General features: G+C 72.3%; 17 protein-coding genes. 4 read left to right on the top strand and 13 right to left on the bottom strand.

Features of this window, described 5'->3' with window-relative positions:
• Window positions 1-6: 6 nt before the first annotated feature.
• From CGL27_RS12705 to CGL27_RS12730, 6 genes are all read right to left on the bottom strand, one after another.
• Complete coding sequence (locus CGL27_RS12705; protein WP_119986676.1) at window positions 7-1,242, bottom strand: type III PLP-dependent enzyme; 1,236 nt, start codon at window positions 1,240-1,242, stop codon at window positions 7-9.
• Window positions 1,239-3,116, bottom strand: a complete 1,878-nt coding sequence (locus tag CGL27_RS12710; protein WP_119986678.1) for an IucA/IucC family protein — start codon at window positions 3,114-3,116, stop codon at window positions 1,239-1,241. The genes CGL27_RS12705 and CGL27_RS12710 overlap by 4 nt, the downstream gene beginning before the upstream one ends.
• 74 nt (window positions 3,117-3,190) lie before the next feature.
• Complete coding sequence (locus CGL27_RS12715; protein WP_119986680.1) at window positions 3,191-5,281, bottom strand: IucA/IucC family protein; 2,091 nt, start codon at window positions 5,279-5,281, stop codon at window positions 3,191-3,193.
• The gene (locus tag CGL27_RS12720) at window positions 5,278-6,546 is read right to left on the bottom strand and encodes an ATP-grasp domain-containing protein (RefSeq protein ID WP_119994367.1); all 1,269 of its coding nucleotides are present in this window, start codon (window positions 6,544-6,546) and stop codon (window positions 5,278-5,280) included. The genes CGL27_RS12715 and CGL27_RS12720 overlap by 4 nt, the downstream gene beginning before the upstream one ends.
• A 186-nt stretch (window positions 6,547-6,732) precedes the next feature.
• A complete protein-coding gene (locus tag CGL27_RS12725) occupies window positions 6,733-8,328 on the bottom strand; it encodes a carboxyl transferase domain-containing protein (RefSeq protein WP_119986682.1) in 1,596 nt (531 codons plus the stop codon).
• A gap of 14 nt (window positions 8,329-8,342) precedes the next feature.
• A complete protein-coding gene (locus tag CGL27_RS12730) occupies window positions 8,343-9,971 on the bottom strand; it encodes an IS200/IS605 family accessory protein TnpB-related protein (protein WP_119986684.1) in 1,629 nt (542 codons plus the stop codon).
• 371 nt (window positions 9,972-10,342) lie between these two features.
• Here CGL27_RS12730 and CGL27_RS12735 point away from each other — a divergent pair, with 371 nt between their 5' ends.
• A complete protein-coding gene (locus tag CGL27_RS12735; protein WP_119986686.1) occupies window positions 10,343-11,395 on the top strand; it encodes a lytic polysaccharide monooxygenase in 1,053 nt (350 codons plus the stop codon).
• 200 nt (window positions 11,396-11,595) lie between these two features.
• Here CGL27_RS12735 and CGL27_RS12740 read toward each other — a convergent pair whose 3' ends face one another.
• The gene (locus CGL27_RS12740; RefSeq protein ID WP_078640650.1) at window positions 11,596-12,108 is read right to left on the bottom strand and encodes a MarR family transcriptional regulator; all 513 of its coding nucleotides are present in this window, start codon (window positions 12,106-12,108) and stop codon (window positions 11,596-11,598) included.
• 116 nt (window positions 12,109-12,224) lie between these two features.
• Between CGL27_RS12740 and CGL27_RS12745 the strand changes: the two genes are divergently transcribed.
• The gene (locus tag CGL27_RS12745) at window positions 12,225-12,641 is read left to right on the top strand and encodes an organic hydroperoxide resistance protein (protein WP_078647314.1); all 417 of its coding nucleotides are present in this window, start codon (window positions 12,225-12,227) and stop codon (window positions 12,639-12,641) included.
• A gap of 128 nt (window positions 12,642-12,769) precedes the next feature.
• Here the strand turns inward: CGL27_RS12745 and CGL27_RS12755 are convergent, their stop codons facing one another.
• From CGL27_RS12755 to dnaE, 3 genes are all read right to left on the bottom strand, one after another.
• The gene (locus CGL27_RS12755; protein ID WP_119986688.1) at window positions 12,770-13,663 is read right to left on the bottom strand and encodes an alpha/beta fold hydrolase; all 894 of its coding nucleotides are present in this window, start codon (window positions 13,661-13,663) and stop codon (window positions 12,770-12,772) included.
• Window positions 13,664-13,906: 243 nt separating this feature from the next.
• A complete protein-coding gene (locus tag CGL27_RS12760; protein WP_119986690.1) occupies window positions 13,907-14,956 on the bottom strand; it encodes a helix-hairpin-helix domain-containing protein in 1,050 nt (349 codons plus the stop codon).
• A gap of 707 nt (window positions 14,957-15,663) precedes the next feature.
• Window positions 15,664-19,287 carry a DNA polymerase III subunit alpha gene (gene dnaE, locus CGL27_RS12765; protein WP_119986691.1) on the bottom strand — a complete coding sequence of 1,208 codons (3,624 nt, stop codon included), beginning with the start codon at window positions 19,285-19,287 and terminating at the stop codon, window positions 15,664-15,666.
• 227 nt (window positions 19,288-19,514) lie between these two features.
• Between dnaE and CGL27_RS12770 the strand changes: the two genes are divergently transcribed.
• Together CGL27_RS12770 and CGL27_RS12775 are read left to right on the top strand one after the other, a co-directional pair.
• A complete protein-coding gene (locus CGL27_RS12770; protein WP_240450482.1) occupies window positions 19,515-19,967 on the top strand; it encodes a PPOX class F420-dependent oxidoreductase in 453 nt (150 codons plus the stop codon).
• Between the two features lie 387 nt (window positions 19,968-20,354).
• On the top strand, window positions 20,355-20,798 hold the full coding sequence (locus CGL27_RS12775) for a subtilase-type protease inhibitor (protein ID WP_119986695.1): 444 nt from the start codon (window positions 20,355-20,357) through the stop codon (window positions 20,796-20,798).
• A gap of 172 nt (window positions 20,799-20,970) precedes the next feature.
• Here the strand turns inward: CGL27_RS12775 and CGL27_RS12780 are convergent, their stop codons facing one another.
• The 3 genes from CGL27_RS12780 to CGL27_RS12790 all read right to left on the bottom strand — a co-directional run bounded on the left by CGL27_RS12780 (window position 20,971) and on the right by CGL27_RS12790 (window position 24,471).
• Window positions 20,971-22,047 carry a S1 family peptidase gene (locus CGL27_RS12780; RefSeq protein WP_078640655.1) on the bottom strand — a complete coding sequence of 359 codons (1,077 nt, stop codon included), beginning with the start codon at window positions 22,045-22,047 and terminating at the stop codon, window positions 20,971-20,973.
• A 379-nt stretch (window positions 22,048-22,426) separates the two neighbouring features.
• The gene (locus CGL27_RS12785) at window positions 22,427-23,371 is read right to left on the bottom strand and encodes a slipin family protein (RefSeq protein ID WP_119994368.1); all 945 of its coding nucleotides are present in this window, start codon (window positions 23,369-23,371) and stop codon (window positions 22,427-22,429) included.
• A gap of 194 nt (window positions 23,372-23,565) precedes the next feature.
• The gene (locus tag CGL27_RS12790; protein ID WP_078640656.1) at window positions 23,566-24,471 is read right to left on the bottom strand and encodes a S1 family peptidase; all 906 of its coding nucleotides are present in this window, start codon (window positions 24,469-24,471) and stop codon (window positions 23,566-23,568) included.
• Window positions 24,472-24,557: the final 86 nt, after the last annotated feature.

Consider the following 24,557-nt stretch of genomic DNA (forward strand, 5'->3'; position numbering starts at 1 on the left):
CCGCCCTCATTCCTCCAGGTAGTGGAAGCCCGGCCGGGGGTGCATCAGGAAGTCGTGGTGCGAGATGTTCCACGCGTACGCACCCGCCATCGCGAAGGCGACGCGGTCCCCCACCCGTAGCTCCGGGACCGGGATTCGGCGGGCCAGCACGTCCTTGGGAGTGCAGAGCTGGCCGACCAGCGTGACCGGCTCCGCCCGTACCGCCGGGCGGCCCCAGGGCCGGGTCCAGGTGTCCCCGGTCTCCATAGGGAGCACCTGGAAGGGCTGGTCGTGCTGTTTGGTGGCGGGGGTGCGGAGGTGGTGGGTGCCGCCGCGCAGCACCGCGAACGCCTCACCGCCGCTGTGCTTGATGTCCAGCACCTCGGTGACGTACCAGCCGCAGTGGACGGTCAGCGCCCGGCCGGGCTCGATCCGCAGGGTGCGGCCGGGGTGGCGGAGGGCGAGGTCCGCCATGCCCTTGCCGTAGGCGGCCCAGTCGAAGCGGCGGTCGGGATGGGCGTAGTCCACGCCCATCCCGCCGCCGACGTTCACCTCGGTGAGGCCCAGCCCGTGGCGTTCGGACAGCTTCGCCGCCCAGTCGGCGATCGCGGCGGCGACGGCGACCTGGGCGGGGGCGTCGAGGCCGCTGGCGAGATGGGCATGGATGCCCCTCAGCCGGAGGGGGCCGCCGCCCGGCAGCCGGAGGGGGCCGCCGCCAGGGCTCGCCTCGGCGAACAGCGGAAGGCAGCGCTCCACGGCCTCGGGGTCGAGGCCGAAGGGGCTCGGGCGGCCCCCCATGGCGAGCGCCGCGCCGCCCAGCTCGTCACCGGCCACCGGGAGATTGACGCGCAGGAGGACGTCCACGGCCGGAATCCCCGCGTCCTCCGCCGCCCCGGCCAGCAGCCGCAGCTCCTGCTCGCTCTCCACATGGAACCGCTCCACGCCCAGCGTCAGCGCCCGCCGCAGCTCCCCCTCGGTCTTGCCCGGCCCGCCGAAGGCCAGCGGCGCCCCGGGCACGGCCGCGCGGACATGCTCCACCTCGCCGCCGGAGGCGACCTCGTAGCCGGTGACGTGGGGCGCGAGCGCCTGGAGGATGGCGGGCGCCGGGTTGGCCTTCGCGGCGTAGTAGAGCTCGAGGCCCGGCGGCAGCGCGTCCCGTACGGCCCGCGCGTGGGCGCGGAGCGCGGTCAGGTCGTAGACGTAGGCGGGAAGGTCGTCGCCGGTCAGCTCCGTGGCGAGGGTACGGACGGCAGGGGTGATCAACGGCTGCTCCCGGGGTGGTGGATGACGTGGGCTTCTTCGGACACATGGGCCGCTTCCGACACGTGCGCCGCCTCGGACAGCAGGGCGGAGGCGAGCGGGCTGGCGATGCGGACATAGCCCGCGTGGCGGTCGGCCCGACGAGCCCAGCGGGTCAGGAGGTTGGCCTTGGCGGGCAGCGGCACGCCCGCCACGAGGGCGCGCAGCGCGGGCGGGTGGTCATGGGCCGCCGAGCGCTCGCACAGCACCCGGCGGACCGCCGACCACAGCGCGGGCTCCAGACGCGGACAGCGGTCGGCGAGGGCGGCCACCATCTCGGCGATGTGGTTGACCAGCAGGCAGTACACCACCCGGTCCCAGCCGCGCTCACGCTCGTACGTCAGCGGGCGGGCCACCGCCTCGGGCAGCGCGGCGAGCGCGGCGGCGTGGCGCTCGGGCACCAGCTTGGTGCCCTCCAGATCCCGGAAGAGCACCTGCTGGGGGGTGCCGTCGGCGGGGTCGACACCGATGACGACGTTCTGGAGGTGGGGTTCGAGGACCACGCCGTGATCGAAGTAGGCGGCCAGCACGGGTGGTACGAGAAGGTTGAGATACGCCTGCCACCACGCGGAGAGCCGGTCGGGGCCGACATCGGGGAGGAGGCGGGAGATCTGGGCGCCGCTGGTCGGGTACTCATCGGCGACGGCCGCCGCGAGCAGCGCGGTCAGCCCCGGCCGCAGCCGGGCGGCCAGCCCCTCGCGGACGATCACCCCGAAGCCCTCGATGAGCTGCTGGTCACCGCCGAGGTCCAGTGTCCGGTAGGCGGGTTCGCGCAGCAGCTCACAGCCGGGGAAGCGGGCGGCGAGATCGGCGGCGACCGGCTCCAGCAGCCGGGTCAGGGCGACGGCGCCGGACAGCTCGTAGTCGGCGTTCTTGCGCAGACAGTTGGTGATCCGCACATTGAGGCTGAACTTGAGGAAGTCCCGGCCGTCGTAGAGCGTACGGACCGACGCGGTCGGCGCGAACTCCGCGCCGCCCGGCCCGAGGTCCAGCACCTCGCCCCGGGCGATGGCCGCCCGCAGCAGACGGTGCTCGCGCAGCATCGCGTACTGCCAGGGGTGCGCGGGCAGCAGCCGGTAGCCCTCGGGGACGGCGCCCTGCCGGTCGAGCGCGGCGAGGGCTCCGCGTTCCTGGCCGACGTACTCCTCGCGGACGTACTCCTGGCCGACGTACTCCTCGCGGACGTACTCCTCGCGGACGTGCTCCTGACCGACGTACTCCTCGCGTACGTACTCCTCGCGTAAGTACTCCTGGCGTACGGCGAGGTGGTGCAGCGGGAAGCGCGCCCCGGCCTCGGGGGCGAACCGCGCCCAGGAGTCGGCGCTGCCGGTGCGGGCCTTGGGGGTGGGGTGGAAGCGGTGGCCGAAGAGCAGGGACTGCTCGGAGGCGAGGTAGGGGTCCGGGGCGCCACCGCTCACGGGTGGTGTGTCCCGGTCCTCCAGAGCTTCCCGGCCCTCCAGAGCCGCCAAGGCCGCCGTCATGCCCGCGTGGCTGGAGGCGACCTGGTCCAGGAACTCATCGTTGCGCACCCCCGTGCGCAGTTGCAGCTCCCGGCGGATGCGCTCGGCCAACTCGCGCCAGGACACCTCGGTCCAGCCGCCCTCGCGCTGCTCGCTGACCGGCCCGGTGAAGCGGTGCGCCCCGATGAGGGAGGTGCGCCGCAGCCCGACGCGCAACAGCACCCCGCAGCGCGGCAGCCTCAGCCGCAGCCACCCATCGGCCACGACGGTCTGATGCTCCGGTCCCGACACCTCGCGGAGCAGACAGTTGAGCAGGGTGTGGGCGGTGGCGTGGTCGGCGGAGGCCACGGTCGTGGCGGGCGAGGAGGTCATGGGCATGGGGCGGCTCCAGCGGGTGCGGAGGGGAGAGGGGCAGGAGGGGCTTGGCGGTAACGGCAAGAGGGGCGCGGCGGTCATCTGCCGCTTCCCCGCAGCAGATAGTTGGGCCCGGTGACGTAGTGCTTGTTGATGTCCGCGGCGCCCGAGCGCTCCTTGGTGAACAAGGTGCCGGCGGTGACCATCGCCTTGACCGGCAGCCGATCCGCGTCCAGCACCCGCCGCCGCAGCAGCGCGGCGGCGGCACCGGGCCGGGTGACGGCGAGCCGGTCGACGGCGTCGGTGAGCCGGTCGCGCAGCCGCCGCAGCAGGGTGTCGAGCGAGGCCCGGCCGAGGCGCGCGAGCTCGAAGACGGGGGCGGCGGCGCACAGATGGACGGTGATGGTGGTGAACACATCGGCCACCGGCCCGTCGCCGGACGTCAGGATTCTGCGGTCGTCGAATCCGCACAGGTCGGCGGCCGGTCCGCCGCCGACCATGGCGGCGAGCCGTATCGCGTGGACGCGGGGGCCGTCGTGGTCCTTGATGAGCAGCCGCAGCCGGGGCACGGCACCGGCATTGTCACCGCCGCCTCCGCCGCCCCCTCCGCCGCCGCCCTCGAAGACCAGCGAGATGTTCTGCTGATGGGACTCCAGCGCGATGCCGTACGCGAAGAGTGTGGTGTGGAAGTCGAACAGCAGGGTGAGGTAGTCGTCGAGCAGGGCGAGGACGTCCCCGCCGTAGTGGCGCTCGGCGAGCCCGTCGATGACGAGCGTGCCGTCCGGGGCGGGGGCGAGCAGCCCGGCCAGCGGCACGATGGTGGCGTTCTCAAGACCGGGCGGGTAGCGGCGTACGAGCGTGGCCAGCAGCTCGTGTCCGGCGTGGAGGTGGGTGGTCTCGTCGGCGAGCAGCACGGTCGCGCCGAATCGCGGCTCGCGCGCGATCACCGCCTCCACCAGGCGCTGCGCCACCTCGCCGTCGATCAGCGTGCCGGGTTTGACCGACCGCCGGTTGCGCATCCCCAGCGTGGAGGTGGTGAGCGGCAGTTTGAGATGGACGAGAGGGTCGTCGGCGACGGCCACGGTCCGCATGGAGAGGGTGGGCCGTACGTCCAGCAGGGGGCGGTCGGCGAGCCGGGCCTCGCCGTCGAGCCCGGCCGCGCGCAGCGCGGCCTCCAGCGGGCGGCCGACGGTGAGCGGATGCACGGGGAAGGCCAGCCGCCCCTCGTCGGAGGGCCGCCCGCTTCCGAGGCCGAGCTGAGCGGGCGTCGGCCACCAGTCGGGCAGCCGCGCCGGGTCACCGCCCACCGCCTCGCGGGGTAGGACGAGCCAGCGCAACGGGAAGGTGGGGTGGAACTCGGGTGCGTGGGCGCGTAATTGGTCCTCGGTGAAGACGGCCCGGCCCCGGCTGGTCGGGTAGACCGGGTGGTCCCGGAAGGCGGCGAGCGTGTCGTACGCGACCGCCCCGGGCATCCCCGTCCACCGCCCCTCGCCGTGGCGCGCGGCCAGCTCGGCGACGACGCCGGGCCGGATGCGGGTGTGCAGCCGCATGGCGTCGAGGGCCTGTCGGCACTCGGTCACGAAGACGTCGTACAGCGGCCGGTCCTCCTCCGGCACGGCGGCCCGCAGCCGCCCGAGGACGGGGGCGAGGCCGGTGAGCATGGTGTGGGGTGGACGACCGGCTTGGGCCTCCGGGGCGCCCGGGGCGCCTGGGGTGCCTGGGGCCCTGGGCTCGTCTGCTTCTTGCGCAGTGCTGGGCGCTCCGGGGGTGCGGCCCCCGGACCCGTCGGCCGGGCCGAGCGCGGACGGCTGCTCGGCGGGGGCCGGTTCGGCGTCAGCCCATTCAGCCGGGGCCCATTCGGCAGCGACAGGCTCAGCGGGAGCCCATTCGGCATCGACCGACTCTGCGGAAGTCCGTTCGGCAGCGCCCGGCTCGGCATCGGCCCGATCAGCCGGGGCCCATTCGGCAGTCGCGGGAGCGCATAGCAGGGGCCGACGACGGGCGCGGATATCGCACTGGAAGCCCTCGGGTTCCACCGGCAGCAGCACGCTTTCGCCCCCCTCGAGCGCGATGCGCAGCCAGTCGCCGTCGGCGCGCCGTTCCGGGGTGGCGCGGCTGCGCAGCTTGTAGGCGTCCTCTCGGAGGAGCGTGTCGAGCACCCGTCCGAGAAGCTCCGCTTCCTCTGTCACACGATCTCCCATCGGTGGGCCGCGAGGAACTGCGCCACCGCCGCGTCGATCCGCCCCTGGTCGGTGCCGGTGGCCCGGAGCACGCCGAGGAAGTCTCGATTGGTGCGGTGGAGCGGGTGTTCCTCGCCGACCCCGCGCAGCGGCCGGTAGTCCAGTCGTACGCCGTCACGCTCGGTCACGCTCGCCGGAGGGGCGGAGGCGAGCCGCCCGGCGCGGTCGGCCAGGACGTACTCCATGCGAACCCTGCCGTCGGTGCGCGCGCCGAGGTCGTCCGGCAGCGGCTCGCCCAGGTGCGTACGGAGGATGTACTCGAAAAGGGGGATGCCGAGGAGTTCGGCGAGGACGAGGTCGCACTGGTCGCCTATGGCACGGTAGTTGACCTCGATGAGGCGGGCCCGGTCACCCTGGACGACGTACTCGGTGTGGCACACACCGAAGCCGACGCCCAGCGCGCGCAGTTGCGCCAGCACCTGATCGGTGTGCGGCTGCGGGGGTGGGGCGGGCAGCAGGTGCAGCCGTTCCTCGATGAAGTGCGGGGGCGGCGAGAGCTCGGTGCGGAAGCCGCCGAGGACATGCAGGGTGCGGCCGTCGCCGAGGGTTTCGAGGGTGCGCAGCTCGCCGTCCAGGAACTCCTCGACGACCAGGGCGGCTCCGGGCCGCCGGGCCCGTATCTCGACGCAGCGCCGGACGAGTTCGTCGGCGTCGGCGACGAGGACGACGTCCTCGCTGGCCACGCCCTCGCGCGGTTTGACCACGCAGGGGTAGGGCGCGTCGAGTCCGGCGAGGGTGGCGGGTTCCTGTCCGGTGGCGAGTTCGGCGGACCAGACGGGGGCGGAGGACCAGGCGGGGGCGGAGGACCAGGCGGGGTCGGAGGACCAGGCGGGGTCGGCGGCGTCCGGGCCCGCGGCGGCGAGGGCGCGGCGCAGCTCGGCCTTGTTCTTGGTGCGCAGCGCGGCGCGCCAGTCCTTGCCCGGGAGGCCGAAGTACTCGGCGGCGAGGGCGGCCTGGGTCTGGAGGTGGTCACTGTTGGTGAAGACGGCGCGGGGGCGGCCGTCGGCGGCGATACGGCTGATGACCTCGGCGAAGTCCCGTACGTCGCAGGGGACGATGTCGAGCGCGGGGAACGCGTGGTCCTGTCGTCCGTAGGCGCGTTCATGGGCCTCGGGCTGGTCGGTGAGCAGGGTGACCGCCAGGCCGAGCCGGGCCGCCGCGGGGAGGAAGCCCTCGGTGACGGAGTCGGTGGGGTTGAGGGCCAGGAGGTGCAGCCGAGGCGGCGGCGGGGCGGCCGAGGAGCTCCCGAGGGCAGGGGAAGAGGACGGCCGTGACGCCGCGTCGAGATCATTCTCGTTCACGGCCCGAGATTAGGTTAGGCATGCCTAAGACCGCTAATTCAGCGTGCCGGTCCGCCCGTTTGGCCCTGATTAGCCGTCAACAACCGTCATCGGTGTGCGTCAACGGCCCAGCCCGATCCGGCGATGACGAACGCGACGCGCCGCGAGCCGCTCGCCCGGGTCCTGGGCGCGGAGGGCGGCGAGTTCGGCGCCGAGGAGATGACCGAGACGGCTGAGAAAGGCGTCAGGAGCCCGGGAGCCGTCCCCGAAGCCGGAGGAGTCCTCCTCCACGATGCGGTCGACGATGCCCTGGGCGAGAAGGTCGGCGGAGCGTACGCCCTGGCGGGCGGCGACCTCGTACGCCCGCTCCGTCGTGCGGTGGAGGATCGCGGACGCGCCCTCCGGCGGCAGCGGCGACAGCCAGGCGTGGCGCGCGGCCACGACCCGGTCGGCGGGCAGCAGCGCGAGCGCCGCGCCGCCGGCGCCCTGGCCGAGCAGCAGACAGAGGGTGGGCGCGGGCAGGGTCACCATGTCGGCGAGGCACCGCGCTATCTCCGCCGCGAGCCCGCCCTCCTCGGCCTCACGGCTGAGCGCGGCGCCCGCGGTGTCGATGACGGTGAGCAGCGGCAGCCCGAGCTCGGCGGCGATGTGCATCCCGCGCCGCGCGGTCCGCAGCCCCGCCGGGCCCAGCGCCTGCCCCTCCCCCGGCCCCTCGGCCGTATCGCCTTCGCGGGCACTGCGCCGGTTGTGGCCGAGGACGACGCAGGGCGTCCCGCCGACCCGGGCGAGCGCGAGCAACAACCCGGGATCGTGCTCCCCGGCCCCCGTACCGCTGAGCGGACTCACATCCTCGGCGGCAACCCGCAACAGATCCCGCACCCCGGGCCGCTCAGCCCGCCGCGAAGCCCGTATCGACACCTCCGCAGACGGCACAACGGCCTCCGGCCCCGCGCCGTCGGGGGCCGCATCGGCCCGTTCCGTCTCAGGGCCCGAGACCGGGGCGGGCCCACCTGCGCAGAGAACCCGCAGCACCCGTGCCGCCACGCCCGACAGGCGACTCAGCGGGAGGACCGCGTCGATCAGGCCGTGGTTCATCAGGTTCTCGGCGTTCTGCACGCCGGGCGGAAACTCCTCCCCGTACAGGGCCTCGTGCACCCGCGGGCCCATGAAGCCGATCAGGGCGCCCGGCTCGGCGGCGGTGACATGGCCGAGGGAGCCCCAGGAGGCGAGGACGCCGCCGGTCGTGGGGTGGCGGAGGTGGACGAGATACGGCAGGCCCGCGGCCTTGTGATCGGTGATCGCCGCGGCCACCTTCACCATCTGCAGAAACGCGACCGTGCCCTCCTGCATCCGGGTGCCGCCCGACGCCGGGGCCGCGAGCAGGGGCAGCCGTTCCACCGTGGCCCGCTCCACGGCACGTACCAGCCGCTCCCCCGCGGCGACCCCTATCGAACCGGCCAGGAAGCGGAACTCGCAGGCGACCAGCGCCACCCTGCGCCCCTCGATACGGCCCTCACCGGTGATGACCGACTCGTCCAGCCCGGTGCGCTCCCGTGCCCGTTCCAGGTCGGCCCGGTAGTCGGGGTCGTCCGTGGTGATCTCCACCGGTTCGTCCCAGCCGTGCCAGCTTCCGGGGTCGACGATGGCCTCGATCAGCTCACGGGCCGAGGCGCGGGCGGCGCCACGGGAGCCACCGGAAGAGTTCGTTGCGGTCATATGTGTCACCGTTCCTAGGGACTGAGCGGGAGTGAGTCCTGGTGCCAGGACTTGTGCTCAGCCGTGTGCCCCGAACGGTTGTGGGCACGCTGGTCCCCCGCTTTCGCTCCACGTCCGGCGCCGACGGATCGTGTCCGTGGTCCGGGAATGCGGGGGCGGGTTTCCTCACGTCCCGGGATACCCGATGCGGCCTGGACGGTCCGATGCCCCACCGCATCGCTCCGGTGCGGTGGGGGCGGTTGCGTCCGTCGCCGGATCGGGCGTCCCAGGGCGCGCCGTCCGATTGCCACGGCGGCAGCGTCGTGGCGCGTGATCTTGCGAGTCTTCGTGGTCAGGGGCCGCTGCCAGTGCTGGGCGCCCCAGCGACTGGTGTAGGCGGGATCGACGGCCACGACGGCGATGCCGAGCTCGGCGGCCATGGACACCAGCCTGCTGCGCAGCTTCGCGGTTGGCATGCTGGAGATCAGCCGGCGGAACCGCTTGCGCCGCCCGTGCTTCTCCCGGGTCTTCTCCCACTGGAAGTCCAGGTCCTCGACCGCGATGGCCAGCCGATGGCGTTTGGCCCAGCGCAGGAGGCGGATGAGGGCATGTCGCACCTGCGCGTCCCGGTGCGGTGCGCTGCCGGTGAGGTCGTAGTCGAACCTGCGGGGCTCGCCGACGGGGTTGCCGTGGGCATCCAGGCGCCAGGCGGCCAGGTGGTCGGCGTTGGTGTCCACACCGATCAGTCCGCCGGACCGCACCGCCTCCAACGGCGCCATCCTGGCTGGCTGGATCTGCCAGGAGGCGGTCAGGTACCAGCGGTCACGTTTCACATCAAAGTGGATGCGGTACGCCACGGCACGGTTCGCCTGGACGCGGTCGGCCCACTGCTGGCCCCGGTGCCGGAAGCCGATCCGGCAGGCCAGCACATACCGGCCATGGGGTGCGTTGGCCAGCCCGGCCAGCGGCGCCGGGAGCTTGATGCTCACCTCGCCGTCCGGGGCGACACGGATCGTCTCGTTCCCGTATCGCTTCCCCGATTCGCCGTCGGCCTGGAGGAACCAGCGCTCAGCCTCCCACCGCACACGCCACTGGGCCTCGGTCAGCCGGGTGGCTTGGAGGTTGTGCCGGTTACGCAGCAGCTTCCTTCCGCCGCGCACCACCCGCACGCGTCCTGCTTCACAGTCGGCCCGCTCCCGCTCAAGCCGGTCTTGGAGCAGGTGCAGGCGCCGGGATTTGGCGAACCACTCCTGCCGGGAACGGTAACCACCCGGCGAGCCCTTGGAACCCTTCGCCCCGACCGGCAGCGACAGCCGGGACGCGATCATGTCGATGCTCACCTGGAGGTGCTGGATGCAGGCAAGCTGACCGCGTCGGGCCAGCGCCCACTGGTCGTGCGTGGCCTTGGTGATGCTGCCCGCCCAGCGTGAGGAGGACTGGCCGGTCAAGACCCGCTTGCGCCGCGCCCACTGCTTCGAATCGCGATCCAGCCCGGCCGCGCAGCGGGCCTTCAGGTCCCGGGAAGCCAGAGAGCCCAGCAGACCACCGACCAGGCACAGGATCCTCTGGTCCTGCCCGGTCAGGCCCTTGAGGCTGTCGCGGATGGCCACCCCGGTCGGACCGGGCGCCACGAACGGCGCCGCCACCCTACGCAGCCCACCCATCCCCGCCCCCTGCACGGCTCAAAGATCCCGTCACGGCATCTAACGAGCACCTCCCGCGCAGGTCACGCATTCGACACAGAAACCCCCGTTCCCTTCCGAGGTCGCAAGTCGTCGACACGCGGTCGTGCACACCAGAACGCGCCCAGCGCGGTCAACCAGCAGCAGTTCCCAACCCCCGGGACGGGCCCATCCTCAGCTCCGCCTGAGCTGCTCCTTAACGGCGCCATAAGACCGGCGGCGGAGCCGTTGGGCGGGGCTAGCGTGCTGCGCGTCACCCCCCAACCGCATCACCCCCAACAGCATCACCCCCAACCGCGACACCCCAACCGCTGACCTCCCAGCGCGTCCCCCCACCGAAGGAGCCTCCGACGATGACCGCTCGTGCGACCGCTCACCGCAGAACCGCCCGGCTCGCCGTACTCGGCGTGGTGCCGCTCGCCCTCACCGCGCTGACCGCCGACCCGGCCGCCGCGCACGGTTCGATGCAGGACCCGGTCAGCCGGGTGTCGGCGTGTTTCGCGGAGGGGCCGGAGAGCCCGGACTCGGCGGCCTGCAAGGCGGCCGTCCAGGCGGGCGGCACCCAGGCGCTCTACGACTGGAACGAGGTCAACATCCCGGACGCCGCCGGGCGCCACAAGGAGATCATCCCGGACGGAAAGCTGTGCAGCGCGGGCCGCGACAAGTACAAGGGCCTGGACCTGCCGCGCGCCGACTGGCCGGCCACCGCCATGACGGCCGGCGAGCACACCTTCGCCTACCGGGCCACCGCGCCCCACCGGGGCAGCTTCGAGCTGTACGTCACCAAGGACGGCTACGACCCGACGAAGCCGCTGACCTGGGCGGACCTGGAGTCGGAGCCGTTCGCCAAGGTCACCGATCCCACGCTGAAGGACGGGAGTTACGTCTTCACGGGGAACGTCCCCAACAAGTCGGGCCGTCATCTGATCTACAGCGTCTGGCAGCGCTCGGACAGCCCGGAAGCGTTCTACACCTGCTCGGACGTGACCTTCGGCGGAGCCGGAGCCGGAGCCGCGGCGACCAAGGGGGCCGGGACGAGCGCGAGTTCCGCACCCACCGCCGCCGCGCCCAATGACGCGCAGATAGCGGAGGGCGCCGAGAAGTCGACCGTCGATCACCACGGCCACGGCGGTGACGACGGCACCGAGGCCAACCACCAGCCGAAGGCTGCGGACGAGAAGAGCACGGAGGCGAACCAGCCCGAGGCCAAGAGCGCCAAGGTCATGGCCGCGAACGACGAACCGCAGGACGGCAGCGCCGCCGACGGGCAGCGTCTCGCCGAGACCGGGGGCGACGGATCCACCGCCCCCATGGCCATCGGCGGCGCCGCGGTCCTCGCCGCCGGCGCGGCCGTGCTGTTCGCCGCCGCCAACCGCCGCAAGGCCGTACGCCGCGGCCGCGGCTGAGGCCGTAGGCCGTAACGGCGACTAAGGCCGCACGTCGCCGCCGAGGCCGTACGTCGCCGCCGAGGCCGTACGTCACGGCTGAGGTCATACGGCTAAGGCCGTAACGTCACCGCGGCCGATCGAAGCGAGCCGGTCCCGGGGAGGATGACGCCACCCCCGGGACCGGCTCTCCTCGTTTCCCCCGCCTCGTTCTCCTCCGCCTACGCCTCCTCGTCGGCCAGCGCCGCGTCGAGGGCCGCCGTCAGCCGCTGCACCCGGGCCTGCAGGTCCACCGCCTCCGCCAGGCCGAGGCCGCTGGCCTCGATCGCCTTCAGGGGTACGCCCTGGGCGCGCCCCTTCAGCGCCGCGCCCTCCGCCGTCAGCCGGACCGTCACCGAGCGCTCGTCGTGTGCGCTGCGCTCGCGCTGGACGAGTCCGGCCGTCTGCATCCGCTTGAGCAGCGGCGAGAGGGTACCCGAGTCCAGCCGCAGGAACTCCCCCAGCCGCTTGACCGGCATCTCCCCGTACTCCCAGAGCACCAGCATGGCCAGGTACTGCGGATAGGTCAGGCCCGTGTCGCTCAGCACCCGGCGGTAGAGGCCGTCGAAGGCGCGGGAGGCGGCGTGCAGGGAGAAGCAGAGCTGCCGATCGAGCCGGAGCAGTTCATCGGCGGGGTGCGGCTCCGGGGTGGTGCGATCGGTGTCGGTGGTGGTGCGGTCGGGCTGGTGTGACATGTGTCCAGCGTACCCTTTAGTTGTGCACAACTTAATTGTGTGCTGTACTTCCATCCGGAGGCAGGGCGCACCGGGCGCCCACCTCCCGACTGCCTGACACGAAAGGGATGGTCTTCATGGACGCGATCTACACCGCGGTGGCCACTGCCAACGGACGCGACGGCCGGGCCGTGAGCTCCGACGGACAGCTCGACCTGCCGCTCGCCATGCCGCCCGCCCTCGGCGGCAACGGCCAGGGCACCAACCCCGAGCAGCTCTTCGCCGCGGGCTACGCCGCCTGTTTCGCGTCCGCGCTCGGCCTCGTCGGCCGCCAGGCCAAGGTCGACACCAAGGACATCTCCGTCACCGCCGAGGTCGGCATCGGCAAGGACGAGGCGGACGGCGGCTTCGGGCTCAAGGTGACGCTGCGCGTCGAGCTGCCGGGCGATCTGGAGAACGAGACCGGCCGCAAGCTGGTCGAGCAGGCGCACCAGGTGTGCCCGTACTCCAAGGCGACGAAGGGCAACCTCGAGGTCGAGCTCGTCGCCGAGTAATCGGACGACGGCCGCTCGTCGCCGGGGCGGTCGAGGGCGGGCTGGTCGCGGCGCGAGGCGGACCAGCCCGACGGGCGACGCGCCCTGCTCGTACGGACCGAGACAGGGCGCGCCATGACGGGCAGGCGTCAGTCGTCCGACGCGCAGGTGGTCGGGGTGGCGTGATCCGGATCGAGGGCATTGACGGCCTCATGGAAGGCCAGCCCGTCGGTCAGGCCGATGGCCAGATGCTCCGAGATGTCGGTTGCGCACAGATCCTGGATCACCACGTTCTTGACGTTCGGACCGGAGAGGAACTGCGCCTGGTAGGGGGTCGCGACCTCGTCGTACTTGGTCGCGATGACGGTGTAGCGCACTCCGGGGACGGTGTCGCCGCCCTCGTTGAGGCGCCGCAGGAAGTCCGAGCCGACCACCTGGTCCATCAGCCCCGGGGCGCCCTTGGCGATGAGATCGCCGACCCCGGGGAAGTAGTCCAGCAGCTTCGTCAGCCCGGACAGGGTGGTGCCATGGTTGGTGGGGGCGATGCCGACCAAGGCGTTCACCTTCGGCGCGCCACCGAGGAACTTGAGGTAGTAGCGGGGCATCATCCCGCCCTGCGAATGCCCGACCATGTCGACCCTGGCGGCGCCGGTGGCGGCGAGCACCCGGTCCACATGGGTGGACAGTTGCTTGGCGGACTGGTCGACCGCCCCGAGACCGTGGAAGAACGGCACGGCGGGCAGTTGGCCGTAGTCGAGGGAGAAGACGCAGTAACCCCGCTTGACCAGGTAGGGCGCGAAGCCGAGCCAGTTGTCGACGGAGTTGCCGAGGGTGCCGTGCACCAGGACGACGGGGCGCGGGTGTTGGGCCGAGGGCTTGCAGGAGTAGTCGTTCCAGCCGCTGCTCACCCCCTGCGACGCGGTGTCCGTGGCAAGCGCGGCGGTGGGGGTCGCCACGGTCGCCGCGACCGCGAGGGCCAGGGCGGGCAATAACGTACGGGGCTTGGTCTTCCGGAATCGCCGGATACGCCTCCGGGGCAGCATCACATGAACTCCTCGCTGGTGGGGGAGAGAGTCGCGCTGACGGTGCGCTTGCGCTGCGCCCTGCGATCCGGATCACAAGAAGTGGTGCGCTCAATCGAAATTACGCGCGAGTAGCAAAGGCATCCAGCCATTTGCCGGTGAAGGAACGTCTACACCCTTTTCACGTGACGTCCAGGAATCCGATGGGTTACGTGACAACCAGGAAACTGGTGGGGTTACACGACATCCGTGGTGCTGGCGAGGTTACGCGACGTCGAGGAATCCGGCGGGCCGGATCGCGGAGATGCCGAAGCGGGCCCGGGCCCGGTCGGCGGCGGCCTCCAGGCGGCGTGACTTCTCGTCCGCGGGGTCGAACGTGAGCTGATGGGAGGCGAGTTCGGCGTCCATCAGCCCCTCGAAGCGCAGCGCCACGGACCGCACCCGGGCCCGCTGCAGCCCGAGCGCGTCATGCAGCGCGTACGCGGCGGCGGTCAGCGCCGGGGTGTGCGCGGTCGGCTCGGTCAGGGTGCGGGAGCGGGTGGTCGTGGAGCGGTCGGCGTAGCGGACGGTGAGGCTGATCGCGGCCGCGACCTGCCCGCTCGTCCGCAGCCGGACACCGAGCCCGTCGGCGAGGGTGAGCAGCGCCCGGCGCCTGCGGACGGGGTCCAACTCGTCGTGACGGAAGCGGTGTTCCGCGCCCATCGCACGGGCGGGGGCGTTCGGGGTGACCGGCGCCGGGTCGATACCGCGCGCCCACGCGTGGACGCGGCGCGCGGTCGCCGCGCCGAGGATCCGCTGCAGAGTGGACAGCGGTGCGGCGGCGATCCGCGCGGCGCTGTCCAGCCCGTACGCGCTCAGGGTGCGCGCGGTCGCGGGCCCCACCCCGGGCAGGGCGATGGGCGGCTTGCGCGCCAGGAACGCGGCGACGGCGTCCGGATCGCCGGGAACGGTACGGACGGACCCGGCCGCTTGGCCGGACCTGCCGCCGGACCCGCCGCCGGACCGGCCGCCCCTGGAAGCGGGGGCGCCGGGCTCCTGGGCCTCCTGGGCGGCCATGCGGGCGAGCAGGGGGTTGGCGGCGACGCCGACGGTGCAGTCCACGCCGTACCGGGCCAGCGCCCGGACCCGTACGATCTCGGCCAGCCCCGCCGCGTCCCGCCCGAAGTACCGCAGCGCACCCCGCACATCCGCGAACGCGGCATCGGGCGGCAGCGCCTCGACGACGGGCGTCAGCTCACCGAGCAGGGTGAGCAGGCCCTGGTAGACGTCCTCCCCGGGCGCGGGATGGAACCGCACGTACAACACATGCGGCACGTCGCCCTCACGAACCGAGTCCGAGGCGTTGCCGTCCCCACCGGGACTGCCCGGACCCTCCGCCCCTGCCTCAGCCGAACCTCCGACCGCTTCAGCCGAACCCCCGCCGCCCGGGCCTCCGCCGTCCGTGCCTCCGCCCCGGGGCCTGGCCGATGAATCCTCAGCCACTTCCCCCTCTCCAGTCGCTCCCCCGACGCCACCCGAGGCCCGGCCCGAGCTGCCGGCCGACGTCCCCTCAGCGACCTCACCGCTCAACTCCTCACCGCCGCCCGAGTGCACATCACCACCGCCCGAGCACACATCGGCCACGCCCCCGGGCGTGGTGGCGCCGGCCGGGCGTCCGGCAGACCCGCCAGGGGACGCCACGTCGGCCACGGCACCGGGCGCCGCTTCGGCCGTCCCCCGTGACACGGTCGGCTCGGCCGACGCCGTCTGGCGCATGTCGGCCCGAGCGCCAAGCGGGACGACACCGGCCAGTCGCGCGGCGGACACGCCCACAGCACCCACCCCGCGCCCGGGCGCCGGCGCGCCCGAGCGCGCCTCGGCCAGGAGGCCGGGCGAGGTGGCGCTGGAAACACGACAGGGCTGGCGGCCCTTAGGCGCGGGCGCCCCGGCCACGGTCACCGGCCCGGCCGGGCGCGTCCCGGTCACAGCACCCGGCGCGGGCGTGCCCGGCGGGCGGGGCGGGAGGGAATTGTGGCCGAAAATCATCCCGCGCTCCCCGGGCTCGCATGCCACAGCTTGCGGCCGGTGGCGGCCTGGTCGCCCGCGGGCTGGAGGTCGGCCCAGGGGTGCATGGCGTAACCGGTGGGCATCTCGATCCGGCGGCCGGAGTCGGAGTCGCGACCGGAGTCGGAGTCGCGGCCAGGGCCGGAGTCCGCCTCGCGGCCGCTACCGGAGCCCGCTTCAGCCGTCTCCGGGCCCGCCCCCGCCAGTTCGGCGGCGACCGCTTCGAGGCCGCCTTCCTTCCTGAGCTGGGCCAGTTCGGCGAGGTTCCACACGGCCGAGCCGACGACGCTGAGGCTGCGCGGGCCGCGCCGCTGGACCACGCCGCGTACGAGCAGCAGCCAGGAGTGGAAGACGGTGTGCGCGCACGCCGCGTGGCTGTCGTCGAAGAAGGCGCAGTCGACCAGCCCCGTACCGTCGTCGAGCGTGGTGAAGATGACCCGGCGCCCCGAGCGGATCGGCGGGGTCTGGGTGGCGGCCTTGGCGCCGGCGACGAGCACGACCTCCCCGTGCGGCGCGTCGCGCAGCCGCTTCGCGGGGATCGCGCCCAGCTCCTCCAGGAAGTCCCGGTGGTCGCCCATCAGATGGCGGGAGACGTCCATGCCGAGGATGCCGAGTTCGGCGCCGAGGCGTTCGTCCGCGTCGAGGTCGGGGAGCCCGGCGGGGGCGGCGGGGCCGGTTTCGGCCAGCGGAAGCTGGCCCTCCGCGTTATGCCGGGCGGCGGCGCCCCGCTGCTGCCGGTGCAGTTCGGCGATCTGCAGCAGCAGATCGCGGCGGCTGGTGCCGAACGCGTCCAACGCGCCGACCTGGGCCAGCCGTTCGGCGACCGGCCGCCCGGGGTGGGCGCGCAGCCACAGGTCCTGGAGCGAGGAGTAGGGCTGTCCGGCCGCGATCCGCTCGGTCTCGGCCTCGCTGATGCCGTGGACATCGCTCAGCGCCAGCCGGACACCGATGTCCCCCTTGCCGCGGCCATCCCCCTTGCCGCGCCTGTCCTCCTTGTTACTGATGTCACGAGAAGCACCAGACGTCAGTTCGATTCGATAGGCGGCCCCCGACCGGTTCACATCCAGCGGCAGGATCGGCACTCCGCGCCGCCGCGCGTCCGCCAGCAGCAGCCGCTTCGGGTACATCCCGGGGTCATGGGTGAGCAGCCCGGCGTAGAAGGCGGCCGGATGGTGCGCCTTGAGCCAGGCGGACTGATACGTCGGGACCGCGAAGGCGACGGCATGCGCCTTGCAGAAGCCGTACGAGCCGAACGCCTCGACGATCTCCCAGGTGCGCAGCCGCACCTCCGGCGCGTAACCCCGCTTCTCCGCCTCCGCGTGGAACCAGGCCCGCACCCGCCCCTGCCGCTCGGGGTTGGACAGCGCGCGCCGCGCCTCGTCGGCGAGGTCCCGTTCACATCCGGTCATGATCGACACGATCTTGATGATCTGCTCATGGAAGACCACGACCCCGTGGGTCTCGCGCAGCGCGTCCTCCAGGTCCGGATGCGGATAGCGCGCGGGCTTGCGGCCGTGCCGGGCGTCGATGAAGGGCCGGACCATGTCGGCGGCGACCGGGCCCGGCCGGAAGAGCGATATGTCGACCACGAGATCGTGGAAGGAGGTGGGCTGCAGTCGGCCGAGGAGATCGCGCTGACCGGGCGATTCGATCTGGAAGCAGCCGAGTGTCTCGGTGGAGCGGATCAGGTCGTAGGTGGCCGGATCGCCGGGCCGGACCTGCCCGGGGTCGTCGATGTCCACGACCCGCCCGGTGGTCCGCCGGATCTCCGCGACCGCGTGCGCCATCGCGGACTGCATCCGCACCCCGAGGACATCGAGCTTGAGCAGTCCGAGCTCTTCCACGTCGTCCTTGTCGAACTGCGACATGGGAAAGCCCTCGCCGCTGGTCGGCACGATGGGCGTACGGGCCAGCAGCCCGGCGTCCGAGAGCAGTACGCCGCAGGGGTGCATGGCGATGCCACGGGGCAGTCCGTCGAGCGCCTCGACCAGCTCCCAGAGCTTGCCGAAACGTTCCTGCTCGGCGGTCGCTTCTCGTAGCGCCCGCAGCTCGGGCAGTTCCGCGAGCGCCGCGCGGGCATCGCGGGCGCGGATATGCGGGAAGGATTTGGCGAGCCGGTCCACCTCGGCCGGGTCCATGCCGAGCGCCGCGCCCACGTCCCGTACGGCATGGCGCACCCGGTAGGTCTCGGGCATCGAGACGGTCGCGACCCGCTCCGAACCGAACCGTTCGAAGATCGCGCGATAGACGTCGAGCCGGCGCGCGGACTCCACATCGATGTCGATATCGGGCAGCGCGGCGCGCCGCACCGACAGGAAGCGCTCCATCAGCAGGCCGTTGGCCACGGGGTCGGCGTGGGTGATGCCCAGCAGATGGTTGACGAACGATCCGGCGCCGGAACCACGGGCGGCCACCCGGATGCCGAGCTCCCGGGTGTCGTCGACGACCTGCGCGACGGTGAGGAAGTACGAGGCGTAGCCGAGCCGTTCGATGGTGCGCAGCTCGTCCTCGAGCCGCTCCCAGCGCACCCGGTCCCGGTCGTACCCCCGCAGCACCATGGCGGCGGCGCAGCGCGACCGCAGCACCCGCTCGGCGCTCCGCCGCCCGGCCCCGACCAGCCGGGGCTCGGGGAAGTGGACGCTGCCCAGGCCAATGTGGTCCTCGGGGTCGACCAGACACGCGGCGGCGGTGCGCCGGGTCTCCTCCAGCAGGCGGTGCGCGGCGTCCCGCCGCATCCCGGCCGCCTCCACGATCCGCTCGGCCGCCTTCGCCATGTCCCGGGGCCCCTTGAGCCAGCGCTCACCGCTGTCGAGCGCCCCGGGGGTGCGCGGGTCGATGGGAACGAGCCGGCGGGCCGCGTCCAGGACGTCGGCGACCGGCCCCTCCCCCGGATCGGCGTAGCGGGCGGCGTTGCTCAGCACGGCCGGGATGCCCTGGTCGGCGGCGAAGCCGACGGTACGGGCGGCAAGCCGCAGCGAGCCCGGGCCGGTGCCGGTGCGGCCGTGCCATACGGCTTCCAGCCGCAGCGCGTGGCCGAAGAGTTCACGCCAGGGGGCGATCAGCCGCTCGGCCCGGTCGGGGCGCCCGGCGGCCAGGGCCCGGCCGACGTCGGAGTCCGGGCCGAGCAGCACGGTCAGCGGGGCGAGCGCGCCGGGGTCGCTCACCAGGTCGCGCCAGTGCAGCAGGGGCGGCCCGTCGCCGTGCGTCCGGGCGGATCCGGAGTGGGCGAGCCCCGCGTGGGCGGCGGAGACCAGCCCGCACAGCGCGGCCCAGCCGGCCGCGCCGTCCCGGGCGAGGAAGACCGCCCGGGGCGTGGACTCGTCGATGAACGCCCCGCCGCGCACCGGCGTACGGCGCCGAACGGTGCGCCCCGGCTCCGGGTCCTCCCTCCGTACGGCAAGGTCCACCCCGAAGAGCGGTCGCACTCCCGCGCGCTCACACGCCCGGGCGAACCGCACCGCTCCGGCGAGGCTGTCGCGGTCGGTCAGCGCGATCGCGTCCATGCCGCGCTCGGCGGCCCGCTGCGCCAGCCGCTCCGGGTGCGCGGCCCCGTACCGCATGGAGAACCCGGACGCGGTGTGCAGATGCGTGAAGCCTGGCATCCGCACCTCCCGCTGCTCACACCCCCTGACCGACCCTGCTTGTCCCACGCCCCACCATAACCCCATTCTCGAACAGACGTGCGAGTCGGCTCGAGCGCGTTTCCCTTCTCCACCATAAGCACCCAAAACACCCTTTAATCCCGCGCGTCGCCTTGCGAACGCGACGCACGGAAGCCGGTCGGTCGAATCCATGGGCCGGTCACCGGCCCGCGCGTATGCTGATCACCATGACGGAGGGATCCCTGCTCGACCTGCTACGGGGGCAGCGCACCGGCGCGCTCGTCACCCTCAAGCGCGATGGGCGGCCGCAGCTCTCCAATGTCGCCTTCACCTATGACCCCGCGACACGCCTCATCCGGATCTCGGCCACCGACGACCGCGCCAAGACCCGCAATCTGCGCCGCGATCCGCGTGCGAGCTTCTACGTCACCAGCGAGGACCACTCCTCCTATCTGGTGGCCGAGGGCGATGCCGAGCTGACGCCGGTCGCCACCGACCCCCATGACGCCACCGCCGATGAGCTGGTGGAGGTCTACCGCGCGATCCAGGGCGACCATCCGGACTGGGAGGAATTCCGCACCGCGATGGTGGCCGAGCGGCGGCTGGTGCTGCGGTTGCGCGTGGGGCGCGGCTACGGCTGGGGCCGGCAGGCCGGGGCCCTGAGCGGCGAGCTGGGCTAGAGCGGCCACCACCGGCCAGCTTGCCCTGGCAGGTTCTCGCTCTCGCGGGGTACGCGGCAGCCCTCACCCCAGAGGCATCACGGACATCACTCGGCCCTGCTCACCTGAGCGCCCTTGAATCGATTTGAGCGCCTCGGGCACCTCGCTGAGCACGCCATCCACCGGGGGCGCGAAACGGCGCCGGGGTCCCCTGGGGGGCGCAACCGCGCGCTGTCGCGCACCCGGTCGCCACGCGCCGTTCCGCGCCCGGCCATCTCCCGCGCGCGACAATAAGCCACCGAACGACTACTTGTAGCGACCGGAAGTGCTCGATCGACGTGCGTTCCTGACGCGCACCACGTAAGACTCCGTCCGGTATCTGCAACGACGAGCAAGGGAGTGTTCGAAATGCGGAAGACTACTGGGGCGATCGGGCTCGGAGCCGCTCTGGCCGTGAGCGCTGTGCTGGGGATCGGCACGAGCGGCACGGCGAGCGCCGAGCCCGCCAAGCCGCAGAGCCTGTACCCGCCCTCCGCGCTGGTCCTCACCGTCGGCTGGGGGGACGACGCGGCCACGACCGAGGTCCAGCGAGCGGTGACACTGAGCTGTCGCCCCACCGCCACCGGCACCCACCCGGCCCCCGCCAAGGCATGCGCCGAACTCCGCTCCGTGGGCGGCACGTTCGGCCAGCTGCGCACCGGCGCGGAGCCCGGCCGGGTGTGCACCAAGGAGTGGCACCCCATCACGGTCACCGCCGAGGGGATCTGGGACGGTCGCCGGGTGTCGTACGAGCACACCTTCGCGAACAACTGCTTCAAGAGCGCGGCCCCGACGCTGGTCTTCGAGTTCTGACCGGCTGAACGACCACCGAACACGGCAATGAGCACAACAGCCTGAGCACAACAGCCTGAGCACAACGGGCTGAGCACGGCAAAGGGAAAGCCCCCGGACACCGTCCACGGGTGTCCGGGGGCCTGCTCTTGTTCACACGGGAGCGGACCGCGGGAGCGAAACGCGTCCCAGGTCAGCCGATCTCGGCGCCGAACGCCTGCAGCGCCTCCGGCACCGGCTGGAAGAAGGTCTCGCCGCCCGAGGAGCAGTCACCGCTGCCGCCGGAGGTCAGACCCAGCGCGGTGTCGCCCGCGAAGAGCGCGCCGCCGCTGTCGCCGGGCTCGGCGCAGACCGTGGTCTGGATCAGCCCCTCGACCGTCCCCTCCTGGTAGTTGACGGTCGCGTTGAGGCCGGTGACCTCGCCGTCGTGCACCTGGGTGGTGGAACCGCTGCGCGTCACCTTCTGGCCGACCGTGGCGTCACCGGCCTTGGAGATGGCCTGGGTGCTGCCGTTGTAGAGGTCGACCGCGCTCGGGTGGTCGGTGTCCTTGGTGTACTTGACCAGCCCGTAGTCGTTGCCGGGGAAGTCGCTGCCCTCGTTGGTGCCGATCTCCTCGCCGCCCTGCGAGTCCGACCAGCTGCTGATGGCCTCGGTGCAGTGACCGGCGGTCAGGAAGTACGGCTGGCCGCCCTTGACCACGTTGAAGCCCAGCGAGCAGCGCCCGCCGTTGCCCCAGATGGCGTCGCCACCGGCGATGAAGGTGGAGAACTTACCGGCCGAGTGCTTCACCTCGACCTTGTCGCCGAGCGCGTCGGTGACCTTGTCGAGGGTGGCCATCCGGGCGCCCTTGACGGAGCTGTCCGCGGTGACGACGACCTTGTTGCTTCTGGGGTCCACCGACCACGAGGTGCCGGGGATGGTGGCCTTCTCCTTGAGCGTCTGACGCGCCTCGCTCAGCTCGGCCAGGGTGTGCTTGACGACCTTGACCTCGGCCCCGGCGTCCCGGACCTTGTCCACGACACCCTTGTTGACCACATTGACGACGAGCTTCTTGGCCTTGGCGTCGTAGTACGCACCCGCCGTGTCGCTCTTGAGCGACGAGGTGAGGGTGTTGGCGAGCTTTCCGGCGGCGCCGACCGAGAGGGTGTCGGGCTGGGTCTCACCGGGAGCGGCGTTGGCGCTCTGCAGGGTGATGCCCGTGGCGACCAGGGCCGCGATGCCGGCTCCGGCTATGGCGACACGACGCTTGGGTATGCGGCGGTGCTTCAAGTCTCTGCCTTCCAGTGGGGGGTTGGGCCCGACGGCAGTGGGGTGCCAGGGCCCGGAGGGCGTAACGACATGGCGCTTCTCCCCACTCAGGGGCGCGTCCATGCCAAATTGCGCCGCCGAGTATTCCCACCACCACCGGCCGCGCACAAGGGTGCGTTCGCGTCATCGCCGTGAAATTTACCCGGCGGCCTCATGTCCGGACATGGCGGTGCCCGCACACCTTCTGGGTGTACGGGCACCGAATCAGGTATCCGGACGAGCCGTCAAACCGGGCGAATCAACCGCGCGCGATCCCCTGGCAAGAGCCCCCCTGGCGAGCCCCCTTGGCGAGGGCCCCTTGGTGGTTCACCTCCGGCGGGAGAGACGGGCTTCACTTCAATCACCGGTCCACGGCACGCGGCTCCGGCTCGCGCTCGGTGAGCGTCGGCATCGCCTGCCGGGCGGGCTGGGCCGGCTGCGCGGGCGCGGCCTCCGGCTCCGGGGCGGTGGCCGGACCGGCGGCCGGGGCGCCGCCCTCCGCATCGCCCTCCGTCCGGGCGGCCATCTGGGCGGCGGCCGGGATCTCCTGCGCACCCCGCTCCAGGAAGCGCAGCAGCTCGACCGGGATGGGCAGCACCAGCGTGGAGTTCTTCTCGGCGGCGACCGCCATCACCGTCTGCAGCAGCCGTAGCTGGAGGGCCGAGGGGGTGTCGGCCATCTGGGCGGCGGCCTCGGCCAGCTTATGCGACGCCTGCAGCTCCGCGTCCGCGTTGATGACCCGGGCACGGCGCTCCCGGTCGGCCTCCGCCTGGCGGGCCATCGACCGCTTCATGGTCTCCGGCAGCGAGACGTCCTTGATCTCCACCCGGTCGATATGGACGCCCCAGCCGACGGCCGGGCTGTCGATCATGAGCTCGAGGCCCTGGTTGAGCTTCTCCCGGTTGGAGAGCAGATCGTCCAGATCGCTCTTTCCGATGATCGACCGCAACGAGGTCTGGGCCATCTGGGAGACGGCGAAGCGGTAGTCCTCGACCGCGATGAGCGCTTCGGCCGGGTCCACGACCTTGAAGTAGACGACGGCGTCGACCCGCACGGTCACATTGTCCCGGGTGATGCCCTCCTGGGCGGGCACGGGCATCGTCACGATCTGCATATTGACCTTCTGGAGCCGGTCGACCATCGGAGCGATCATGGTGAACCCCGGCCCCCGGATATCCGAGCGCAGCCTCCCGAGCCGGAAGACCACACCCCGCTCGTACTGCTTGACCACCCGGGCCGCGGCCAGCGCGCCAAGGGCGCCGAGGCAAGCCAGTACCACTATCAATGTCACGAGCGCATCGACCATCACGGCCACCTGCCGTCCGTATCGTGAACAATGCCCCTCGTGGGGTACATGTCCACGATAGTCCGCCCGTCGGACAGTGGGGAGGGGATGCGGAATGCCCCCTTCCGGAGGCGCGGAGAGCCCCCGTCCGGAGGCCCGGACGGGGGCTCTCGATCAGCCTGGTGCGGAGACGATCAGCGAAGGGACGGCGCCGATCAGTAGACGCTCACGCCGTACGCGTTCAGCGCCTCGACGACCGGCTGGAAGAACGTGGTGCCACCGGAGGTGCAGTTACCGCTGCCGCCGGAGGTGAGACCGAGGGCGGTGGAGCCGGCGTAGAGCGGGCCGCCGCTGTCGCCGGGCTCGGCGCAGACCGTGGTCTGGATCATGCCGTAGACGATGTCGCCATTGCCGTAGTTGACCGTGGCGTTCAGCGCGGTGACCCGGCCGCTGTGGATGCCGGTGGTGGAGCCGCGCCGGGTGACCGTCTGGCCCACGGTCGGGTTGGCGGCCGAGGTGATGTCCTGGCTGCCGACGGTGCCCTCGGGGCTGGCCGAGCCGCTGTACCGGACCAGACCGTAGTCGTTGGTCGGGAAGCTGGAGCCGGCCGTCGGGCCGATGGTGGTGGAGTGGCCGGAGTTCGACCACCAGGTGCCCGCACCGTCGGTGCAGTGACCGGCGGTGACGAAGTAGTTGGCCCCACTGCTGTTGCGCACGTTGAAGCCGAGGGAGCAGCGCCAGCTATCCGCGTAGATCGCGTCTCCGCCCGAGATCAGCTTCTGAATCTTGCCGGAGGTCCGCTTGACCTCGATCGCGTCGGCGCTCGCGCCGGCGGTGTTCTTGATCTTGGCTATCTCGCTCTGGGACACCGTGCCGTCGGCGGTGACGACGAGCTTGTTGGTCGCCTTGTCGACATACCAGGCGGTGCCCGCGACATCGGCCTCGAGGACGGCGTTGCTCGCCGACTTGGCCTCAGCCGCGCTGAAGGTGCGGGTGCCGTCGCTTCCGGCGTAGGCGGCGGGGGCGGCGAGCGCCGCCCCGGCCACCAGGGCGGAGGTCGCGGCGATCAGGGCGATACGTCTCGCCTGCTTACCGTGGGGGGCGTTGCGCTTGATCCTCAACTCTTCCTCCGGGGGAATCGGGGGTCCGCCTGGGTGGGCAGGCCCGTGAGGCGCAGTCAATGAGCACGTCGATGACCGATACGACC

Origin of the sequence: Streptomyces sp. 11-1-2, assembly GCF_003595545.1 — a bacterium.
Classification (GTDB): Bacteria; Actinomycetota; Actinomycetes; order Streptomycetales; family Streptomycetaceae; genus Streptomyces; species Streptomyces hygroscopicus_B.

Coding starts and splice junctions, on each gene's coding strand:
- CGL27_RS12735 (WP_119986686.1), top strand. CDS start 10,343: ATGACCGCTCGTGCGACCGCTCACCGCAGAACCGCCCGGCTCGCCGTA.
- CGL27_RS12785 (WP_119994368.1), bottom strand. CDS start 23,371: ATGGTCGATGCGCTCGTGACATTGATAGTGGTACTGGCTTGCCTCGGC.
- CGL27_RS12755 (WP_119986688.1), bottom strand. CDS start 13,663: ATGCTGCCCCGGAGGCGTATCCGGCGATTCCGGAAGACCAAGCCCCGT.
- CGL27_RS12730 (WP_119986684.1), bottom strand. CDS start 9,971: ATGGGTGGGCTGCGTAGGGTGGCGGCGCCGTTCGTGGCGCCCGGTCCG.
- CGL27_RS12745 (WP_078647314.1), top strand. CDS start 12,225: ATGGACGCGATCTACACCGCGGTGGCCACTGCCAACGGACGCGACGGC.
- CGL27_RS12710 (WP_119986678.1), bottom strand. CDS start 3,116: ATGCCCATGACCTCCTCGCCCGCCACGACCGTGGCCTCCGCCGACCAC.
- CGL27_RS12740 (WP_078640650.1), bottom strand. CDS start 12,108: ATGTCACACCAGCCCGACCGCACCACCACCGACACCGATCGCACCACC.
- CGL27_RS12725 (WP_119986682.1), bottom strand. CDS start 8,328: ATGACCGCAACGAACTCTTCCGGTGGCTCCCGTGGCGCCGCCCGCGCC.
- dnaE (WP_119986691.1), bottom strand. CDS start 19,287: ATGCCAGGCTTCACGCATCTGCACACCGCGTCCGGGTTCTCCATGCGG.
- CGL27_RS12770 (WP_240450482.1), top strand. CDS start 19,515: ATGACGGAGGGATCCCTGCTCGACCTGCTACGGGGGCAGCGCACCGGC.
- CGL27_RS12775 (WP_119986695.1), top strand. CDS start 20,355: ATGCGGAAGACTACTGGGGCGATCGGGCTCGGAGCCGCTCTGGCCGTG.